General features: G+C 67.3%; 3 protein-coding genes and 1 pseudogene. 1 reads left to right on the top strand and 3 read right to left on the bottom strand.

What is annotated here, in order from left to right:
• Window positions 1-90 (top strand): annotated as a pseudogene (locus VN856_RS20550) (tRNA pseudouridine(38-40) synthase TruA); the annotation flags it as partial.
• 1 nt (window position 91) lies between these two features.
• Here the strand turns inward: VN856_RS20550 and VN856_RS20545 are convergent.
• The 3 genes from VN856_RS20545 to VN856_RS20535 all read right to left on the bottom strand — a co-directional run.
• Window positions 92-784, bottom strand: coding sequence for a cutinase family protein (locus tag VN856_RS20545; RefSeq protein ID WP_325692364.1), 693 nt, complete (start codon window positions 782-784; stop codon window positions 92-94).
• A gap of 69 nt (window positions 785-853) precedes the next feature.
• Window positions 854-1,534: a cutinase family protein gene (locus VN856_RS20540; protein ID WP_414687009.1), complete on the bottom strand. Its 681-nt coding sequence runs from the start codon at window positions 1,532-1,534 to the stop codon at window positions 854-856.
• Between the two features lie 44 nt (window positions 1,535-1,578).
• Window positions 1,579-2,180, bottom strand: a 602-nt coding sequence (locus tag VN856_RS20535) for a cutinase family protein (protein WP_325692362.1), incomplete at its 5' end; no start/stop codon positions are given.

The raw sequence follows: 2,180 nt of genomic DNA, 5'->3' as shown, positions 1-2,180 counted from the left end.
GGTTTGACGCTGGTGGGAGTGGACTACCCGCCCGACAGCGAACTGCAGGCGCGCACGCTGATCACCCGCGACCTGCGTACGCGGGACTGATCTACAGCTTGCCGGCGACGAAGCCGGCGGCCTGATCCACCAAGCCGGTGTTGATGTAAGACGGCTGCAGGTGTGAGTGCCAGTGCAGATCCTGGATACCGCCGGTGCAGATCGGGTCGCCCGGGGCACACAGGTCTATGATTTTGCCGGCGAAGGCCGGGCTGGGACCGGGAATGTCGCCGACCACTCGTTGGGTCGCGTTGCCGAACAGCGCGACCGCGGCGACGTGCTGATCCATCGGCGGCGGTAGGGGATCGGTGTAGCCGAAACCCGGCTGGTTCATCGCGATGACGACGTCGGCCGCGGCGGCGCCCAGCGAGTAGCCGCCGAGTACCAGCTTGGTGTTCGGGCAGCTTCTCGCCATCGACTGCACGTGGGCGCTCATGTCGTTGGAGCCTTTGGTGACGCTGACGTCGGCGGGGTAGTTGACCCCGTAGGCGCCGATCGACATCTGCGGCCGCTTCTTCTGTAGCGAGTTGATGAAGGCCTGGCCGACCGCGCCGACGCCGGGGGCTTCTTCGCGGCCGCGGGCGAAGTCGACTTCGGCGTCCGGGCAGGCCGCCGACGCCTTCGCGATGGTCGTCGTCGCGAGCGGTGCCAGCGCCGGGGCAGCCAGCAGACCCAACGCGAGCAACCCCGCAGCCGTCAGCCCGGCTAACCAGCGCGGCACCCGTGACGTCGGAGGGAGTCGCATGAGCAAAAATTAGCGGGTGAAACTAATGCTCCGCTGATACCGACCTGTGTGTTCGATCAGCGAATGTGGCTAGGCCAGTTTGCCGGCGACAAAGTCGGCGGCCTGATTGACCATGCCGTCGCTGATATAGAGGTTGCCGGCGTGCTGCGGCCAGTTGTCCTGCCAGGTGTGCGGGTCGGCCGGATTGCAGATCGGGTCGGTGCCGTGGCACAAGTCGATGGTCCGGTCGGCGTAGACCGGGTTGAAATTCGTGATCGGCCCGACCCACTGGGTGCCGTTGCCGAACAGCGCAACCGCCGCGATGTGTTGGTCTGAGCCCGGCGGCAGCGGATTGGTGAAGCCGAATGCCGCGATGGGAGCCGCCACCACGACGTCGGTGACCGCCGCGCCCAGCGAGTAGCCACCCAGCACGATGCGGGTGTTCGGGCAGCCGTTGATCGTGTTCTGAACGTGAGCGCTCATGTCGTTGGCGCCGATGTCGATCTCGGTGTCGGCGGGGTAGCGCACCGCGTACAGGCTGACGTTCCGGTGGACCCTGGACCGCAGCGCGCTGACAAAGTTGTTGCCGACGATGCCGGCACCGGGTGACTCCGTTCGCCCGCGGGCGAATATCACCTCGACGTCCGAGCAGGAGGCCGATGCCGTGGGGATCGGCGCCGCGGGCGCAAGCATCAAACCTGCGGCAAGAAGGGCGGCGACGCACACGCCTCGAATCGATCGTGACGCGAGGGCCATCGAGCGCAGGTTCATGACACGACAGTAGCGGTCACAAGATCAGCGTGGTGACCGGCTGATCAGTGAAACGCGGCGGGCTGGGTCTGGCTGACCACGGTCGGACCCGGGACGTCGGGGTTGGGGTTGGGCCCGGGCAGCGGACCCTGACCGGGCAGCGGGCCCTGACCAGGAAGCGGGGCCTGACCAGATCCGGGCGGGACGCCGAGATAACCGGAGCCAGGCGGAAAGCCCATCGGCCCCTGGGGACTGGTCGGGGCGAGTATCGACAGCAGCCGTGTGGCGACGAAGCTGGCGGCCTGGCTGGTGTAGATGGGCACGTAGCCGTCGGTGTGCCCGCTCCATTGGTTGCCCTGGCCGGCGTGGCAGATCGGGTCTTCGGGGTTGCAGTAGTCGACGGCCTTGGCGCCGAACATCGCGCTCTGGGCCGAGATCGTGCCGCCGCTGCGGTCGGCGGGGTTACCGAATGTGGTGACCGCGATGATGTGGCTGGCGTATTGCGGCGGCAGCGAATCGCCCCAGCCGACGCCGGCGATCTGCGTCCCGGTGACAATGTCGACCACCGATGCGCCCTGCGAGTACCCGCCGAGCACCTGCGGGGTGCCCGGGCACTTGTCGGCCACATCCTTGATGTGCTTGATGGCATCCTTGGCGCCGTCGTTGC

The sequence above is a fragment of the Mycobacterium sp. genome (assembly GCF_035603715.1).
Lineage (GTDB): Bacteria > Actinomycetota > Actinomycetes > Mycobacteriales > Mycobacteriaceae > Mycobacterium.
This window is presented reverse-complemented; position numbering and strand designations above follow the sequence as displayed.

What these genes read in the sequence shown, in the direction of transcription:
- VN856_RS20540 (WP_414687009.1), bottom strand. Translation starts at nt 1,534, where the DNA reads ATGAACCTGCGCTCGATGGCCCTCGCGTCACGATCGATTCGAGGCGTG.
- VN856_RS20545 (WP_325692364.1), bottom strand. Translation starts at nt 784, where the DNA reads ATGCGACTCCCTCCGACGTCACGGGTGCCGCGCTGGTTAGCCGGGCTG.